General features: G+C 67.1%; 17 protein-coding genes. 11 read left to right on the top strand and 6 right to left on the bottom strand.

The genetic code is table 11. From position 1 onward, the window contains the following. The first annotated feature begins 6 nt into the window (after positions 1–6). The 7 genes from fliM (at position 7) to FOB72_RS28000 (ending at position 4,711) form a co-directional block, all read left to right on the top strand. Positions 7–1,020: a flagellar motor switch protein FliM gene (gene fliM, locus FOB72_RS28030; RefSeq protein WP_150376340.1), complete on the top strand. Its 1,014-nt coding sequence runs from the start codon at positions 7–9 to the stop codon at positions 1,018–1,020. Further along, positions 1,013–1,462: a flagellar motor switch protein FliN gene (gene fliN / locus FOB72_RS28025; RefSeq protein ID WP_150376338.1), complete on the top strand. Its 450-nt coding sequence runs from the start codon at positions 1,013–1,015 to the stop codon at positions 1,460–1,462. Before fliM ends, fliN begins: the two co-directional genes overlap by 8 nt. Then, a complete protein-coding gene (gene fliO, locus FOB72_RS28020; protein WP_411859854.1) occupies positions 1,459–2,016 on the top strand; it encodes a flagellar biosynthetic protein FliO in 558 nt (185 codons plus the stop codon). Before fliN ends, fliO begins: the two co-directional genes overlap by 4 nt. Then, positions 2,013–2,801, top strand: a complete 789-nt coding sequence (gene fliP, locus FOB72_RS28015; RefSeq protein ID WP_223851601.1) for a flagellar type III secretion system pore protein FliP — start codon at positions 2,013–2,015, stop codon at positions 2,799–2,801. Before fliO ends, fliP begins: the two co-directional genes overlap by 4 nt. Positions 2,802–2,813: 12 nt before the next feature. Further along, positions 2,814–3,083: a flagellar biosynthesis protein FliQ gene (fliQ, locus tag FOB72_RS28010; protein WP_150376336.1), complete on the top strand. Its 270-nt coding sequence runs from the start codon at positions 2,814–2,816 to the stop codon at positions 3,081–3,083. A 10-nt stretch (positions 3,084–3,093) separates the two neighbouring features. Next, positions 3,094–3,879: a flagellar biosynthetic protein FliR gene (fliR, locus tag FOB72_RS28005; RefSeq protein ID WP_150376334.1), complete on the top strand. Its 786-nt coding sequence runs from the start codon at positions 3,094–3,096 to the stop codon at positions 3,877–3,879. Between the two features lie 187 nt (positions 3,880–4,066). After that, a complete protein-coding gene (locus tag FOB72_RS28000) occupies positions 4,067–4,711 on the top strand; it encodes a response regulator transcription factor (protein WP_150376332.1) in 645 nt (214 codons plus the stop codon). Here FOB72_RS28000 and FOB72_RS27995 read toward each other — a convergent pair whose 3' ends face one another. Both FOB72_RS27995 and FOB72_RS27990 read right to left on the bottom strand, forming a co-directional pair. Further along, positions 4,712–6,331, bottom strand: coding sequence for a phospholipase D family protein (locus FOB72_RS27995; protein WP_150376330.1), 1,620 nt, complete (start codon positions 6,329–6,331; stop codon positions 4,712–4,714). Positions 6,332–6,432: 101 nt separating this feature from the next. After that, positions 6,433–7,272: a mechanosensitive ion channel family protein gene (locus tag FOB72_RS27990; RefSeq protein ID WP_150376328.1), complete on the bottom strand. Its 840-nt coding sequence runs from the start codon at positions 7,270–7,272 to the stop codon at positions 6,433–6,435. Positions 7,273–7,409: 137 nt separating this feature from the next. Between FOB72_RS27990 and FOB72_RS27985 the strand changes: the two genes are divergently transcribed. Next, entirely contained in the window at positions 7,410–8,606 is a 1,197-nt protein-coding gene (locus FOB72_RS27985) for a hypothetical protein (RefSeq protein WP_150376326.1), read from the top strand. 2 nt (positions 8,607–8,608) lie between these two features. Here FOB72_RS27985 and FOB72_RS27980 read toward each other — a convergent pair whose 3' ends face one another. The 3 genes from FOB72_RS27980 to FOB72_RS27970 are packed head-to-tail and all read right to left on the bottom strand — an operon-like array spanning position 8,609 to position 12,835. Beyond that, positions 8,609–10,081 carry an efflux transporter outer membrane subunit gene (locus FOB72_RS27980; RefSeq protein WP_150376324.1) on the bottom strand — a complete coding sequence of 491 codons (1,473 nt, stop codon included), beginning with the start codon at positions 10,079–10,081 and terminating at the stop codon, positions 8,609–8,611. A gap of 14 nt (positions 10,082–10,095) precedes the next feature. Continuing rightward, positions 10,096–11,700 (bottom strand): DHA2 family efflux MFS transporter permease subunit, encoded by a 1,605-nt coding sequence (locus tag FOB72_RS27975; protein WP_150376322.1) that lies wholly within the window; start codon positions 11,698–11,700, stop codon positions 10,096–10,098. Then, a complete protein-coding gene (locus FOB72_RS27970; RefSeq protein WP_150376320.1) occupies positions 11,693–12,835 on the bottom strand; it encodes an HlyD family secretion protein in 1,143 nt (380 codons plus the stop codon). The genes FOB72_RS27975 and FOB72_RS27970 overlap by 8 nt, the downstream gene beginning before the upstream one ends. Before the next feature lie 111 nt (positions 12,836–12,946). Between FOB72_RS27970 and FOB72_RS27965 the strand changes: the two genes are divergently transcribed. Further along, positions 12,947–13,663: a CerR family C-terminal domain-containing protein gene (locus tag FOB72_RS27965; protein ID WP_150376318.1), complete on the top strand. Its 717-nt coding sequence runs from the start codon at positions 12,947–12,949 to the stop codon at positions 13,661–13,663. An 18-nt stretch (positions 13,664–13,681) separates the two neighbouring features. Here the strand turns inward: FOB72_RS27965 and FOB72_RS27960 are convergent, their stop codons facing one another. Further along, positions 13,682–14,332, bottom strand: a complete 651-nt coding sequence (locus tag FOB72_RS27960; protein WP_150376316.1) for a response regulator transcription factor — start codon at positions 14,330–14,332, stop codon at positions 13,682–13,684. A gap of 287 nt (positions 14,333–14,619) precedes the next feature. Between FOB72_RS27960 and FOB72_RS27955 the strand changes: the two genes are divergently transcribed. Both FOB72_RS27955 and FOB72_RS27950 read left to right on the top strand, forming a co-directional pair. Continuing rightward, positions 14,620–15,441 carry an alpha/beta fold hydrolase gene (locus FOB72_RS27955; RefSeq protein WP_150376314.1) on the top strand — a complete coding sequence of 274 codons (822 nt, stop codon included), beginning with the start codon at positions 14,620–14,622 and terminating at the stop codon, positions 15,439–15,441. Between the two features lie 26 nt (positions 15,442–15,467). Beyond that, positions 15,468–17,081 (top strand): MFS transporter, encoded by a 1,614-nt coding sequence (locus tag FOB72_RS27950; protein ID WP_150376312.1) that lies wholly within the window; start codon positions 15,468–15,470, stop codon positions 17,079–17,081. Positions 17,082–17,133: the final 52 nt, after the last annotated feature.

The following is a 17,133-nucleotide window of genomic DNA, read 5'->3' as shown; positions in this document are numbered from 1 at the left end:
CACTAGATGGCCTACGACAAGTTCCTCTCGCAGGACGAGGTTGACGAACTACTGAAAGGTGTATCGGGAGAAGCCGATACACCTGAAGCCAGCAGCGCACCCGCGGCCGACGAGACCGGGATCCGTCCCTACAACCTCGCGACGCAGGAACGCATCGTCCGCGGCCGTCTGCACACGCTCGAGATCATCAACGAGCGTTTCGCGCGTTCGTTGCGGTCGGCGCTGTTCAACTTCATCCGCCGCGGCGCCGACATTTCGGTGGGCACCGTGCGCATCGAGAAGTACGGCGACTTCGTGCGCAACCTGCCGGTCCCGACCAACCTGAACCTGGTCCACATGAAGCCGCTGCGGGGCACCGCGCTCTTCGTGTACGACCCGAACCTGGTCTTCCTCGTCGTCGACAACCTGTTCGGCGGCGATGGCCGTTTCCACACGCGTGTGGAAGGCCGCGACTTCACGCAGACCGAGCAGCGCATCATCCGGCGCATGCTGGACCTGACGCTCAACAGCTACGGACAAGCCTGGCGCACCGTGCATCCGATCGACCTGGAGTTCGTCCGGTCGGAGATGCATACCAAGTTCGCCAACATCGCGATCCCGACCGAGGTCGTGGTGACCACCGCGTTCCATATCGAGCTCGGCGCCGTGGGCGGCCAGCTCCATGTGTGCTTCCCCTATTCGATGATCGAGCCGGTCCGCGAACTGCTGACCAACCCGCTGCAGGATGAGGTCGAGGTCGACAAGCGCTGGCTCGGCCAGCTCTCCGACCAGCTTCGCTCGGCGGAAGTCGAGCTCGTGGCCGAGTTCACCCATCTCGAAAGCACCGTGGGCGATGTGCTCGCGCTGCGCGCCGGCGACGTGCTGCCAATCGAACTGCCGGAACATCTGTTCGGCAAGGTCGACGGCGTGCCCGTCATGCAATGCGGTTTTGGCACGATGAACGGCCAGTACGCGTTGCGCGTAGAACGGATGATCAATTACCAAGACACCGATTCCAACAAGGAAACCGATCATGACTGACGGCAAAGAGGACAAGCCGGTCGATCCGATGGACGATTGGGCCAGCGCCCTCGCGGAGCAGACCAGTGCCGAGGCAGAACCTGCCGCCACGCCAGCACCTACCGCGGCATCGCCCGTGGCAACTCCGGCGGCAGCCGCCGTGTTCCCGCCGCTGGCGCAGGACGCTCCGACCGGCTTCCACAACGATATCGGGATGATTCTCGATATTCCGGTGCAACTGACGGTGGAACTCGGCCGCACCAAGGTGCCCATCAAGAACCTGCTGCAACTCGCGCAGGGTTCGGTGGTGGAACTCGACGGCCTGGCCGGCGAACCGATGGACGTGCTCGTCAACGGCTACCTGATCGCCCAGGGCGAAGTGGTGGTGGTCAACGACAAGTTCGGCATTCGCCTGACGGACATCATCACGCCGTCGGAACGTATCCGGAAGCTCAACAAATGACAGCCGTAACGGGCCGGCCGTTCGTGCGCCGGCCTTTCATTCGCCGCGTGTGCGCCGGCGCGTTGTCGATGGCCTCGGTGGCCGCTCATGCCGCCGACGCGCTCGTGCTCAGCACGGCCAGCGCTGCCAGCAGCGTGGCGGCCAGTCCCGCCAGCCACGGCGCGGCACCGGCCATCAGCACCGGCGGCAGCCTCGCGCAGGCCGGCCTTGGCCTGTTCGGCGTCATCGCGCTGATCCTCGCCATTGCATGGATCGCGCGGCGTACCGGCCTCGTCCGCCATACCAACGGCGGCGGCGCGATGAAGGTCGTCGGCAGCCTGATGCTCGGCGCGCGCCAGCGTCTGGTGATGGTCGAGGTGGGTGACACCTGGATCGTGCTCGGCGTCTCCGCCGGCGAGATCCGTCCGCTCCATACGATGCCGGCACCGGCAGACCGCGCCGCGCATGTGTACGGCAGTACGTCCGGCACCGGCACCCAGCCGCCGCACGGCATGTCCGGCTCGTTCGCCGAACGGCTGCTGCGGTCGATGCAGGAAAACCTGAAGAAGTCATGAACAACGTGCGTGCCGCGATTGCGCGGCGCTTGCCCAAGGCCGTGGGGCCCCTTGCCGCCCTCGCGCTGCTCTCGCTCGCGCTGCTGTCGCCGTCCCTCGCGTCGGCACAGGGCCTGCCCGGCGTAATCAGCAAGCCTGCGCCGGGTGGCGGTCAGATCTGGTCGCTGTCGATCCAGACGCTGATCCTGATGACGTCGCTGTCGTTCCTGCCGGCGGCGATGCTGATGATGACGGGCTTCACGCGCATCATCATCGTGCTCGGCCTGCTGCGGAACGCGCTCGGCACGGCGTCCTCGCCGCCCAACCAGGTGCTCGTCGGCCTGTCGCTGTTCCTGACGTTCTTCGTGATGTCGCCGGTGTTCGACAAGATCTACACCGACGCCTACAAGCCGCTGTCCGAAAACAAGATCAGCCTCGAGGCCGCCGCCGGCAAGGCCGCCGCGCCGTTGCGCGCGTTCATGCTGCGCCAGACGCGCGAGAAAGATCTCGCCATGTTCGCGCAGATGGCCAAGGCGCCCGAGATGCAGGGTCCCGAAGACGTGCCGATGTCGATCCTCGTGCCCGCCTTCGTGACCAGCGAACTGAAGACCGCGTTCCAGATCGGCTTCACGATCTTCATCCCGTTCCTCATCATCGACCTCGTCGTCGCCAGCGTCCTGATGGCGATGGGTATGATGATGGTGCCGCCCGCGACGATCTCGCTGCCGTTCAAGCTCATGCTGTTCGTGCTCGTCGATGGATGGCAGCTGTTGCTCGGCTCGCTCGCGCAGAGCTTCATGAACTGACCGGAAGCCGCCATGACGCCAGAGATAGTGATGACCATCGCCACGCAGGCGATGAAGATGACGCTGATGCTGTCCGCGCCGCTGCTGCTGGTGGCGCTCGTGGCCGGCCTCGTCGTGAGCCTGTTCCAGGCCGCGACGCAGATCAACGAAATGACGCTGACGTTCATCCCCAAGCTGCTCGCACTGTTCATCACGATGGTGCTGGTCGGTCCGTGGATGATCAACACATACGTCGACTACATGCGGGAAGTGTTCGAAAGCATTCCCGCGATGGCGCGCTGAGCGGCCTTCCATGCTAGACGTCACCACCGACCAGCTCTACGGCTGGATCGCCGCGTTCCTGTGGCCCATGTTCAGGCTGCTTGCCCTGATCGCCACGGCGCCGCTGTTCGGTGAGTCGAGCATCCCCCGCCGCGCCAAGGTTGCCCTGGCCGGTCTGCTGGCGGCAGTCGTCTCGCCCACCCTCTCCAATATCCCCGCCGTGCCCGCGTATTCGTACGAAGGGCTGCTGATCATCGTCAACGAGGTCGGCATTGGCGTGGCGATGGGTTTCACGATGCGGCTCGTGTTCGCCGCGGTGCAGGTGGCCGGCGAATACACCGGCCTGCAGATGGGCCTGTCGTTCGCGTCGTTCTACGACCGCAATTCGGGCGGCCAGACGATGGTCCTGTCGCGCTTCATGAACCTCGTGGCGACGCTGATGTTTCTGGCGGTGGACGGCCACCTGACCATGCTCGCCACCGTGGTGGACAGTTTCAACGGGCTGCCGATCGCGGCCTCGCCGCTTTCTGGCCACGGCTGGGGTGCGATCGCACGCGCGGGATCGCTGGTCTTCGCCTGGGGCACGCTGCTGGCCCTGCCGATGATCGCCACGCTGCTCACGCTGAACCTGGCCCTGGGCATCCTGAACCGCGCGTCGCCGCAGTTGTCGATCTACGCGGTCGGCTTTCCGATCACGCTGGCCGGCGGCATGCTCGTGCTGATGCTGGTAATGCCGCAGATGAGCGCGTACATGCAGCATCTGATCGAAGCGGGCCTGCAGACGATGACGACGGTCCTCGAGCAGTTTGCCAATTAGGCGGAATGCCGGCACGACCCCGCGCGCGCAGTGTCTGCATAGGCGGAGTCGTCCCCTGTAACACCGCAGTTTGGCTAATATTCACAGCGCGATTTAAGTACAGGCCTAGCCCCGCAGCCTAGGAGAAATCCTATTATCTGGGGCCGCTTGTCGCCCCCTGCTTTCGCTGCGCTGGAATCCGACTGTCATGATCAAGGTTATCGTTGCCGACGACCATCCCGTTGTCCTCGATGGCATCGCCCGCGCGCTTGCGCAGGGCAACGGCGTCGAGATCGTCGGTCATGCAGCCAATTCCACGGAACTCGTGCGGCGGCTCGATACCGCCTCGTGCGACGTCATCGTGACGGACTATGCGATGCCGGGCGGCCAGTTCGGCGACGGCCTGCCGATGCTGCAACTGCTGCGCCGGAGGTACCCGACCACGCGCATCGTCGTCATGACGATGCTCGACAATCCCGCGCTTATCCGCAATATCTGGAAAGTCGGCGTGTCGTCGATCATCAACAAGGCCGACGAAGTCGAGCAGCTGTTTCCGGCCATCCGCGCCGCATTCCGCGGCCAGCACTACGTCACGCCGCTCGTGCAGTCGATGCTGTCCCTCGCCCACCCCGACCGTCCCGAACCGGGCCCGCGCCTGAGCCGCCGCGAGCTCGAGGTACTGCGCCGTTGCGCGCAGGGCATTCCGCTCGTGGAGATCGCGCGCGTGGCCAACCGCAGCGCCAAGACCATCAGCGCGCAGAAGAGCGTGGCCATGAAGAAACTCGGGCTCAGCAACGACTACGAGCTCTACGAATACGCCAAGGCGAATGGCCTGCTCGGCGACGCCGATTGATCAGAGCTCGTCCTCGATCGGCAGCAGGCGCAGCAGATTGACGCCAATATGCTGGAACGCGCTCATGCCGGGTTCCTTGTCCACGGTTACCATCGCGCCGCCCTGCTCGCGCGTCGTCCACGTGAGCGTTTCGCTGCCGTTCTCGTCCTTCCTGAGCCCCACCTTGTAGGCGACGTCGAGCAGGGTCTTGTCCATGTTGTCGGCAAAGCGCTGGCTCAGCGTGGGACTTTCCACGACCACGCCCATCTCCGTGTTGAGCCGGATGGAGCGAGGGTCGAGGTTCAGCGAGCCGATATAGAGCCGCTGGCGGTCGACCATATAGGCCTTGGCATGCAGGCTCGCGCGCGAGGAAGCGAACATGCGCGGTTTCTTGGTCGTGCGGGTCAGGTCGCCGAAGGCGGTCGCCTTGAGCTCGTACAACTCCACGCCCGCATGCAGCAGCTTCTTCCGCCAGGGCGCGTAGCCGGCATGCACGGCCGCGACGTCGGTCGCCTCGAACGAATTCGTCAGCACGAGGATATGAACGCCCCGCTGAATCTGCGCCTTGAACCAGTCGATGCCGTCTTCGTTGGGCACGAAATACGGCGAGACCAGCACCAGATCCGATTTCGCCTGCTCCAGCAGCTTGCGCAGCTGCGGACTGCCGTGCGACGACGCGTCGTCCGGATCCTCCCTGATCTTCTCGGGGCGGTCCGCAATCACGCCTCCGCCGCCGACGTAGCCGGGCAGCCGGCCCGCCTCGATGCCCTTGGCCAGACCGGAGTCGAGCAGCTCCTGTACATAGGGGCTGGCCCGTGCCGCCTCGCCCTCTTCCTGAATCTGCTTGCGCATCGCCCGCATCTCGGCCGGCGCTTCCTTCCCTTCGGGCACGAGGGTCGCCACGGCATAGGCGCTCTCGTCGTTCCAGTACTGATCGAAGGTGGCCGAAACCGCCGGGACCACCGGGCCGGCGACCATGACGTCGAGGTCCGAGAAATCCACGTCGGGCCGTGCCGAGAAATAGGCATCGCCGATATTGCGGCCGCCGACGATCGTCACGAGGTTGTCGATCGTCATCTGCTTGTTGTGCATCCGGCGGTTGAGCCGGCCGTAATCGACCAGCAGCTGGAGCCACCGCCCGCCGCGCTGGGCAAACGGATTGAACAGCCGGACCTCGATATTGGGGTGGGAATCCACCGCGGCCCAGACCTTGTCGGACTTGTCCGCGTGCAGGTCATCGACGAGGATGCGCACGCGCACGCCGCGGTCGGCGGCATCGATGATGTCACCGATCAGCGCCTTGCCCGTGTGGTCGGCGTCGAAGATGTAGTACTGGAGATCGAGCGATTTCGTGGCAGCCCGGGCCAGCGCCAGGCGCGCGGCCAGCGCATCGGGCCCGGTGCCCAGCGGATAGAAGATCGATTGCCCGGGGTTGCGGGCCAGCCGGGGCGCCAGCGCCTTGCCGAGCGCCGTGTCGGCGTTGTCCGTGATCGCGGTGGTCCGGGTGCGGCCCTCGTTGGGGGGCAGGCCCGCGCATCCCCCCAGCAGCACGGCCATCATGGCGGCCGCAAGCCATACCGCTACCCATGACCGCCCCACCCATGACTGCCCGACGCATGACCGCGCAACCCGTGACGCCATGATCCACTCTCCCTCGACACCTGCCAGTCATCCGCTCTTGTCCGGTGCCACGTCGCGGGCGTGGCTACCCGAACACTACACCGGCGCGTGATTTTGGGAAGTCATCCAGCGTCTGACACGGGCGTTTCTTTCTGTTGGGCACTGTGCCGGTAGTAAGCGCGCACAATCTTCTGCGCCACGGGCAGGCGGGAGCCGATGGGGACCGGAAACCGGACCACGGCGTCGTAGCGGCCGGCGTCCACGGGGTCGAACACCACGCGCGGCTCGAACTGCGACAGATCGACGAAGCGCATGTCGCCATACCGCCGCAGTTCGCGGCCGGCCTCGTCCATGAACGCCGCGCATGCCTCGCGCGCGGCCGCGAGGAGGCCGGCCTCCACCGCATCGGGATCGGTGCCGACCGGCAGCGGAATGCGCACCATGTCCAGCGCGTAGCCGCCGGCCTTGGAGTGATTGCGCACGGCCGTGGTCAGCAACATGCTGTTGGGCACGAGCACCGTGAAACCTGTGTACTGGCGCGCGGGCGCAACCTCCACGAGCGTCGTGGACAGCACGTCCATATCGATGACCTCGCCCGAAAACGGCCCGATCTCGACGAGGTCTCCAAGCTGGAACGGGCGCGAGATCATGCGCATGAACGCGCCAAGGAAACACATCACGAGTTCCTTGCCGACCAGCAGCATGGCCGCCGCGAACGCCGCCAGCGAAATGGCCACGCTCTTGAGTTCCGACACCCAGATGCCGAGCAGCAGCATGAACATGATGGCCGCCACGATGTTCCGCGTGGCAACGGTCCATGCGCGATAGCTGCCACGGTTGTCCGCCTGCAGCCGCGCCTGGAAGAAGCGGTTGACGAGCTTCATGATCAGCGTGCCAACCAGCACGATGATCGCGCTTGCCACGATATTGACCAGGATGCTGTCGTTCGCGTTGAAATGCATGAGTCACCGGGATCGGGGGAGAAGCCCCGCAGTTTAACCCCGTCGGCGCGACGCAATTGGCGGGTCGGCGATTGAGCCAATGCGGGCGCCCACGCTACCGTCATCTTTCCGGCGCCACGCGCTCCTGGACAAACCCCATGGATATCCTGATGCTGATGCTCGCCGCCACCTATGCGCAGCCGTCGCCGGACCCCGGCACGCGGCGAGCCAACGTCGCGCAATGCCTGCGGGCCCTGTCGGATCCGACCCGCGGCCGCACGCTCGCGGAGCGGTGCGTGGCGCCGCAAGACGACCCTGCGGCCAACCTCGGGGCCGATCCCGGGGGCGATCCCGGGGGCGATCCGGTAGCGAGATACGCCGCGTCGCGCGCGTGCGCGGCGCAGGCGCAGGCGCGGGACGGGCCCGGCGACCGTCGTACCCGGCGCCAGATCGACCCCTGCACCGTCCGCGTGCAACTGGTCATCGCGCTCTACCGCCTGTTGACGGGCAGCCGCTGGGATACGGCAGCCTTCGGCACGGCGATCGATCGGGCCGGCCTGGGTCAGCCATCGGGTCTCCACGGCACCTGGACACCGCAGTTCGAGCGTCACGTCCGCGACCACGCGCACGCAATGGGTCCGTCGTGGCGCCGGGTTCTCGACGATGCGTTTCGCGACGCCGCAACCGCGGCGATCGCCGCGGCCGGCAACGCCCATGCGGCACTGCACTATGTCTATCCCGTCACGCTACGGCGCGGGACCCACGCCGTGACCCCGCATCTGGCCGGGCAGCATGGCGCCCCGACGATGCTGGCGAATATCGATCTTGCGGTCATCCACTTTCAGCAGACGGCGATGGGAGGATGGCGCGGCGCCTCGGATCGGGACTGGCAAACGGTGCTCGGTGTCGCGACGCGCTGGCATGAGCGCTACGCCGCGGCCGCGGACGATGCCACGCTGCCGGCTCACCTGCGCGACGCCGCCCGCGCCGCGCGCTGGCATGCCTACGTCGTGCGCGAGCAAATTTCGAATCGCGATCCCAGCGAGATCTATCTGTATGTGACCCGCCACGGCGCGCCCCTGGGCATCCTCCGCGCAACGGTCAGCGAGGATCCCGAGGAGGCCGATGCCATGCCGCACTCGGACATCGAAGATCTGCTCCTCGCCCCCGACTCCGTGCTGGCGCTACCCGGGCAGCCTCGATTGATCGACATCGACAGCTTTGCCATCCAGGCGTACCTCGATCTGGCGCGGGACGACGGGCACCGCACCGTCACGTTCCCGGTCCACGGCGAGGCAGACGCCGCGCTGGCCTATCGCAACGGATTCCGGCCCCCGCGCCATGACGAGTTATAGGGTCAGCCGCCGTTGGTCCAGCCGAGACCGAGCGACTTCTGCAGCGAGACGTAGTCGCGCAGCAATCCCGCATCGCCCGAGATGCGATCCTGCTGTGCCACCACGCGCGTGCGTTCGACGTCGAGCCACTCGAGCAAGCTCGCCGTGCCCGCGCGATAGCGCTGCTGCTGCAGGGTGGCGGCTCGCTCGGCCGACGCCTCCACGCGACGCAGCGTCACGACGTTCTCGCGCTGATAGCCATAGCGGGAGAGCGCGATGTCGGCATCGCGCAGTGCCTTGAGCACCGTGCTCTCGTACGTGGCCTGTGCCTCGTCGCGGCCGGCTTCGGCACTATCGACGTTGGCGGCCACGCGGCCGAAGTCGAGCGCGTTCCATTGCAGGCGCGGCAGCGTGAGCCATGTCGCGTTGTCCTTGCGCACGAGGTGGCCCGGCACGGCCGCCGAATAACCGAGCGATCCCAGCAGCGACACCTTGGGGAACCAGTCGGCTTTGGCCGATCCGATCTGCGCGGTACGCGACGCGAGCCGCCGCTCCGCCGCGCGAATATCGGGCCGCGACTTCAGCAGCGCGGCCGGATCGCCCACGGCGACGGTTTCCGGCAGTTGCGGCAGCGGCCTCGCGTCCGTGAGTTCGGCATCGAGCGTGCCCGGACCGCGGCCGGTCAATTGCGCAAGCTGATCGCTGGCTTCGACGATCGCCGCCTCCACGGGCGCGATGCGCGCGCGCGTGTTCTCCAGTTGGGTGAGCAGCCGCTCCACCTCGAGCTGCGACGCCACGCCGCGCGCGCGGCGTTGCTCCGTGAGGTCGAGGATGTCCGCTTCCAGTTTTTCCGAAGCGCGCAGATGCGCAAGGCTGGCCTGCTGCTCGCGCAGGTTCACGTAGGCCTGCGCGACATCGGCGGCCAGCTGCACATGCGCATCGGCCAGCTCCTCCGACGAAGCCTCCGCTTCGGCGGAGGCGGCCTGTACCGCGCGCCGCGTGCCGCCGAACAGGTCGAGCTCCCAGCTGGCGTCGAAGCCCGCGATATAGAGCGTGAGCGGACCCCGCCCACCGCCGCCGCCCGCATTGCCATCGCCCGATTGGGACGAGAGCGCCGACAGGTCCGGCGAGCGCGTGCGCAGCATGGCCGCATCGACGCTGGCCTTGGGCAGAAGGTTGGCCTCCTTGCCGCGCAGGCCGGCACGAGCCTGACGCACGCGGGCCCGCGCCGCGCGGATATCGGGGCTGTTGGCCAGCGCCGTGGCGATCAGGCCGTCGAGCTGCGTGTCGCCAAGCGCGTGCCACCAGTCGGCCACGCCGGGCGCGGTGGTGGTGCGCACCGGCGCATGCGGAAACGCGGGTGCGGTCAGCGCGTTGCCGGCAACGTCGGGCGCGCCATGGTAGTCGGGGCCGACGGTGCAGCCCGCGGCCGCCAATGCAGCGGCAATTGCAGTCAGCGCGGCCAGCGTGCGGTGGGCGAAGGGAATACGTGTCATGTCCGGAGCCGGCATCAATGGCCGGAAGAAAGCGGCGTGCCCGCGCGCGGCGACTTGAGCATCAGTGCCAGCGGAATGCAGAGCAGCAACGCGACACCGAGTGCGTAGAAGGTTTCGGAGAACGTCATCACCGCGGCCTGCCGCGCGATCTCGCCCGACAGTTGCGCCACGGCCTGCAGCTTGGCGTGCGCGGCATCGCCGTGCTGCGCGATAAAGCCGCCGATGCTCTGCGCCATATGTTCCTGGCCGATCGTGCTGTTCGCGGTGACCGACTCGCGAATGACGGCATCGTGATAGGCGTTGCGGCGGTCGATCAGCGTGCCGAGCAGCGCCAGGCCGATGGAGCCGCCGAGATTGCGCGCCATGTTGTAGAGGCCCGCCGCATCGCCGGCCTCCTCGGCGGCCACGGCCGCCATCGACGCCTGGTTCAGCGGCATCATCGCCAGAATCTGCCCGAAACCGCGCAGGATCTGCGACAGCGCGAAGTCGTGCCCGACACTGTCCGTCGTCAGCGAGATATCGAGCATGCAACTGGCAAAGTACAGCACGAGGCCCGTGATCACGAGCCAGCGGCTATCGACCTTGCCGAGCAGGCGCGGCAATACGGGCATCATCAGGAACGCCGGCAGCCCCGATAGCAGCATGATGCCGCCGGCCTGTTCGGCGTTGTAGCCGGAGATCGTCGACAGGAACTGCGGGAGCAGATAGGCCACGCCGTACAGCCCGGCGCCGACCGTCGATACGATGAGGATCACGCTCGCGTAGCTGCGGTTGAGCAGCAGGCGCAGCCGTACGATCGGCTGCTTCGCGGTGAACTGGCCCACGATCATCATGCCGATGCCCACTGCCGAGACCACCGACAGCCACACGATCAGGTGCGACTCGAACCAGCGCTCTCGCTGCCCTTCCTCCAGCACCACGGTCAGCGAACTGAGGCCGATGGCGAGGCCGACGATGCCAAGCCAGTCCGCGTCGACGAACCTGCGGTAGTTGGGCTTCTCGGATTCCAGACCGAAATACAGCAGCGGCACGAGCACCATCGTGATCGGCAGATTGAGGAAGAAGCACCAGCGCCAGCTCGCGTTCTCCGCCAGCCAGCCGCCCACCACGGGGCCGAGCAACGGACCGAGCAGCACGATCAGCCCGAACATCGACATGCCGATGGGCATCTGATGCCGCGGCAGCCGCGTGCGCACGATCGTCTGCGCGGTCGGGATCATCGCGCCGCCGGCAAATCCCTGCCCGATACGGCCGATGACCATTTCGGTAAGCGAATGCGACATCCCGCACATGATCGAGAACGCGGTGAACAGCACCGCGTTCCACAGCAGGAAACGGCGCAGGCCGAACACGCGCGTGAGCCATGCGGTCAGCGGAATGATCACGATCTCGGCCATCAGGTAGCCCGTGGACACCCACGTGCCCTCGGTGCCGGCCGCACCGATCTGCCCCTGGATCTGGGGCAGCGCGGAGTTCGTGATGGAGATATCGAGCGTCGCGAGCAGCGCGCCGAGCGAGCCCGCCGCGACCGCGATCCAGTCGCCCGTGCTCGCGTTGGGCTGCCGCGCCGGCGTGGCAGGGTTGCCCGCGGCGCCCGCGGCCGCGGCGGCCTCAGCCATGCGCGGCTCCGGTGGCCGCGGTCGTGCTTGACTCATGCGCCCGCGTGTCGACATCGACCACGACCGACAGCCCCGGCACGAGCACCGGACGCGCGTCGTTCGGCACATCCACGTGGATACGCACGGGCACGCGCTGCACGATCTTCGTGAAGTTGCCCGTGGCGTTCTGCGCGGGCAGCAGCGCGAACTGCGAGCCGGTTCCCGGCGACAGGCTATCCACGGTGCCGTGCAGCGGCTCGCCCGGCAGCGCATCGACGTGGATGGTCACGGTCTGCCCGGCACGCATGCGACCCACCTGCGTTTCCTTGAAGTTGGCGGTGAGATAGAGCTCCTGCACGGGCACCACGGTCAGCAGGCGCGTGCCCGGCTGTACGAGCTGGCCCACGCGCACGCCGCGATCGCCCACGCGCCCGGCCTGCGTCGCCCGCACGACCGTATCGTCGAGATCGAGCCTGGCCTGACGCGCGCTGGCTTCGGCCACTTCAAGCTGCGCGTGCGCCTGTTGCAGGCGCGCCTGCAACGTCGTGACCTGCGTCTGTTCGACCTTCAGCGATGCCTCGTTGGCATTGAGCGTCGTGGTCGCGCGCGTCTGGGCGTTGCGCAGCTCGGCGCTGCGCTCTTCGGTCTCGGCGCCCGACTTCACGAGCGGCGCGTAACGTGCCACCTGCGAGGCCGCGTACGTTGCGTCGGCACGCGCCCCCTCGACCTGCGCGCCGGCCTGGGCAATGCGGGCCTTCTGCTGCGCGAGATCTGCCTCGGCCCGCGCGACATCGGCCTGGCGCGCGTTGACGGTGGCCTGTGCCTCGTCGAACGCCGCCTGGTACTGGCGATTGTCGAGGCGCACGAGCGGCTGGCCCACCGTCACCTGCTGGTTGTCGCGCACGTACACCTCGGCGACATAGCCCGTCACCTTCGGCGCCACGGCCATGCTGTCCGCCTGGAGATAGGCGTCGTCGGTGCTTTCGATAAAGCGGCCATAGGTCCACCAGCGCACACCGTAGACCGCGGCGGCGACCAGCACGACCACGCCGGCGACAATCAGGAAACGGCGGCGGCCGGACGCCCGCGCGGGCGCGGCCTTGGCCGGAGTGTCCACGGAGGACGCGGGTACGGACGGGGAGGAGGAGGCCGACATGAGGGATGCGTCGTGCAATTGCGATAGGAGCGCACAATTATTCCACTTGGAAAAAATGTGTCAACTGTTATATTTCGGCCTGTAGCGAAACACCACAAAAGGAAAGGACACATGGCGCGACACCGGCCCGCGGCGGAAGGCGGCTACCAGCGTGGGGAAGAAACCCGCGCGCGGATCATCGAGGCAGCCCTGGAACTGTTCGGCACGCACGGCTTCGAGGGCGCGTCCACGCGCGACATCGCCCGGCACGCGGGCGTCAATGCGCCGGCGCTCCAGTACTACTTCGACAACAAGGAAGGGGTGTACCTCGCCTGCATCCAGTTCATCATCGACCGGGTCTGGGCGCGGCTGGAGCCGACGGTCTCGGCGGCGGAGGCCGTGCTGGCGCGGGCGGATGCGGGCGAGGCCGGCGACGACGCGCTGATGGACGCCTACCTCGCCATCCAGTCGGTATTCGTGTCGTTCGCGGCGGACTGCGGCGATACCACGCCGTGGCGGCAGTTTCTCGCGCGCGAACGCGCGGGCCTGGGGCCGCCGGCCGCGTTCGACCTGTTCGACCGCGGCCTCAACCAGCGGCTGTTCGGCGTCACGAGCTCGCTGATCGGCCGGCTGACCGGACGCCCGGCGACGGACGAGATCACGCGCATCCGCACGATCGCGATCGACGGCCAGGGCGCGGCGTTTCCGACGAAGAAGCGCAACGTATTGCGCGCAATGGGATGGGAAACGATCGGTCCCGACGAGGCGGCCAGGATTCAGCGCGTGATACTGGAACAGACGCGGATGCTGCTGCGCGCGCTCGTGCTCGAGCGCGACGCAGGAAAGTAGGAGCCTACCCGGGGGAGCTTACTCGGTCTTGCAGATCCCGATCTGCTGGGCCATCAGCACGAGGTCCGCGAACGTGCGGGCCTTCATCTTGCGCATGGCCTGGCCGCGGTGGATCTTTACCGTGACCTCGCTGATGCCGATCTCGCCGGCGATCTGCTTGTTCAGCAGCCCGGCCACCGCCATGCCCATGACCTCCGACTCGCGCGGCGTCAGCGTGGCGTAATTCGTGCGGATCTCTTCCACCTTGCGCAGGCCGCGGCGGCGCAGCCGGTCTTTCTCGAGCGCCGCCGATACCGCGTCCAGCAGATCCTGGTCCCGGAACGGCTTGGCCATGAAATCCTCGGCGCCGGCCTTCATGGCCGCCACCGTCATCGCGATATCGCCGTAGCCCGTCATGAAGATGATCGGGATATGAATGCCCATCTGGCCGAGGCGGGTCTGCAGGTCGAGGCCGCTGGGGCCGCGCAGCCGTACGTCGAGCACGAGGCAGCAGGGCACGTCCGGCATCTTGTATTCGAGCAGCTCGGCCGCCGAGCCGAACAGCATGACCTGCATGCCGACCGACCGGAACAGGTTGCCCAGTCCCGCGCGCAGCATGGCGTCGTCGTCGACGATCAACACCATCGCGTCTTCGTTGGCGACGGCAGGCTCCCCGCTCTGCGATGTCACGATTTCTCTCCGTTCCGCTCGTGGGCGTCGTGTGCGGATTATATACAGCGGTGCGGGCGGCACAATGCAGCCGCCAGGGACGGCCACCCCGACCGTCCGGCGTGCATTTCAACACACTGCCGCCGTCACTGCCACCCATACCATTGGCTGAGTCCGCCGCTCTCGCGGCGGAGGCTTCACGAACCTCGATTATGGGTCGACCGACTAATACGAAGGGCCAATGGTTGCGGCCCAGTCCGAGGTCTAGTCTGACCATCCCCTCCCATGACTTCAATGGATCCATCGCCATGAGCTACATCACCACCAAGGACGGTACCCGCATTTTCTACAAGGACTGGGGCAGCGGCCGCCCGGTCGTCTTCTCCCACGGCTGGCCCCTCAACGCCGACGCCTGGGACGCGCAGATGCTGTTCCTCGTGCAGAAGGGTTTCCGCGTGATCGCGCACGATCGCCGGGGCCACGGCCGCTCGGACCAGCCCGCGCAGGGCAACGACATGGATACGTACGCCGATGACCTCGGCGCCGTACTCGACGCGCTGGATATCCAGGGCGCCACGCTCGTCGGCCACTCGACCGGCGGCGGCGAAGTCGCGCACTACATCGGCCGCCACGGCACGAAGCGCGTCGCCAAGGCCGTGCTGATCGGCGCGGTGCCGCCCATCATGCTCAAGACCGAAGCGAACCCCGGCGGCCTGCCGATGGAGGTGTTCGACGGCATTCGCAAGGGCGTCGCCGACAACCGCTCGCAGTTCTATCAGGAACTCGCGCTGCCGTTCTTCGGCTTCAACCGCCCGGGCGCCAAGGTGTCGCAAGGCACCATCGACAACTTCTGGGCACAGGGCATGACCGGCGGCGTGCTGGGCCACTACCTGTGCGTGAAGGAGTTCTCGGAAGTGGACTACACCGAGGACCTGAAGAAGATCGACGTGCCGACGCTGATCCTGCACGGCGACGACGATCAGATCGTGCCGATCGACGACGCTGGCGCGCTGTCCGCCAAGATCGTCAAGAACGCGACGTTCAAGGTCGTCAAGGGCGGTGCGCACGGCATGTGCGTGGTGCGCGCCGACGAAATCAACGCCGAACTGCTGGCATTCCTCAACACCTGATTGCAACCAAGACGCCACCCGCATACATGACCTCGACGACCGCCAGACCTGCCGCGGGCTCTTTCGCACCGCTCGCGCAACCGACGTTCGCCATCCTGTGGGTGGCCACCATTCTCGGCAACATCGGCAGTTTCATGCGCGATGTTGCCAGCGCGTGGCTCGCCACCGACCTGTCGACCTCGCCCGCGGCAGTCGCCACGATCCAGGCCGCGGCCACGCTGCCGGTATTCCTGCTCGCGATTCCCGCCGGCGTGCTGTCCGATATCCTCGACCGCCGCCGCTTTCTCATCGTCATCCAGATCGGTCTCGCGATCGTCAGCGGCTCGCTGATGATGCTCGCGTGGCGCGGCGCGCTGACCATCGAACTGCTGATCGGCCTCGCATTCGTGGGCGGCATCGGTGCCGCGATGATGGGACCGACGTGGCAGTCCATCGTGCCCGAACTGGTCCCGCCGAGCACCCTGCGGCAGGCCGTGGCGCTGAACGCGCTCGGCGTGAATATCGCGCGTGCGATCGGTCCCGCCACCGGCGGCCTGCTGCTGGCCGCATTCGGCGCATCGGCGACGTATGGGGCCGACCTGCTCAGCTATCTCTTCGTGATCGGCGCGCTGATCTGGTGGCGGCGCCCCGTGCAGCCGCCCGATCCGCTGCGCGAGCATTTCTTCAGCGCGTTCCGCGCGGGCCTGCGCTTCACGCGGGCGCACAGCAAGCTTCATATCGTGCTGCTGCGCGCGGCCGTGCATTTCGCGTTCGGCAGCAGCATCTGGGCCCTGCTTCCGCTCGTCGCACGGCAACTGCTGCATGGCGGCGCTGGCCTGTATGGCGTGCTGCTGGGCGCGGTGGGCGCGGGCGCGATTGCCGGCGCGCTGATCATGCCGCCGCTGCAGAAGCGGCTCGATGCCGACGGCATGGTGCTGCTCTCCGCCGCCGTCACCGCCGTGGTCATGGCCGTGCTGTCGTTCGCGCCGCCCGTATGGCTCGCGCTGCCGCTGCTGTTGCTGCTCGGTGCCGCGTGGATCATGGCGCTCACCACGCTCGGCGGCGCCGCGCAGGCGATCCTGCCCAACTGGGTGCGGGGCCGCGCGCTCGCGGTCTACCAGATGGTGTTCAATGGCGCGATGGCGGGCGGCAGCCTGCTGTGGGGCTTCGTCGCGCAGGCGCTCGGTACGCCGCACGCGCTGCTAATGGCCGCGATCGGCCTTGCGATCGCCGCCTCGCTGCTCCATCGCGTGCGCCTGCCGCGCGGCGAGGAGGACCTGGTTCCCGCGCAGCACTGGCCCGAACCGGAAATGGCCGATGGCATGGCCGACCGGATCACGCACGATCGCGGACCGGTGATGATCCTGATCGAATACCGCGTCACGCCCGCCAATCGCGACGACTTCCTGCGCGCGGTCTACAAACTATCCGAGGAACGCCTGCGGGACGGGGCGTTCAACTGGGGCGTGATGGAAGACCCCGCGGACCCCGACCTCATGACCGAATGGTTCCTCGTGGAATCGTGGGCCGAGCATCTGCGCCAGCACCGGCGTGTGCCGAACGCCGATGCCGACGTGCAGCGCGATATCGCGCAGTTCCACTCGGGTAGTGAGCCGCCGCGCGTGCGGCATCTGCTCGGCGTGGGTCTGCCCGCTGCCTGAGCAAGTGTTCGTTACAGCGCGTCATTCGCATTCACACTATTCGCATTCGAAC

The organism is Cupriavidus pauculus (genome assembly GCF_008693385.1).
GTDB classification, from domain to species: Bacteria; Pseudomonadota; Gammaproteobacteria; order Burkholderiales; family Burkholderiaceae; genus Cupriavidus; species Cupriavidus pauculus_D.
Note: the sequence above shows the minus strand (reverse complement) of the source record. Positions and strands in the feature narration are given on the sequence as shown.